The sequence below is a fragment of the Pseudoneobacillus rhizolycopersici genome (assembly GCF_054786815.1).
In genome coordinates, this window is record NZ_JBTOOE010000270.1 from 1 (window position 1) to 222 (window position 222).

A 222-nucleotide genomic window follows, 5' to 3' on the forward strand; every position below is an offset into this window, starting at 1 on the left:
TGCACTACCCACTGCTCACCGCGCTGTTCGACGAGCTCAACGTAGCCTCCCAGCCCACCACCATGAGCTTTTCGGTACACAGCGAGCGCAGCGGGCTGGAGTACAACGCCACCTCGCTGGATGGGCTGTTCTGCCAGCGCCGCAACCTGGTCTCCCCGCGGTTCTGGGGCATGCTCGGCGACCTGCGCCGCTTCTACCGCGAGGCGCCGGCGTTGCTGCACG

1 protein-coding gene is annotated in these 222 nt (G+C 67.1%); it reads left to right on the top strand.

What is annotated here, in order from left to right:
* On the top strand, positions 1 to 222 hold a 222-nt coding region (locus ACX9YW_RS23705; protein WP_460351278.1), incomplete at both ends, for a hypothetical protein.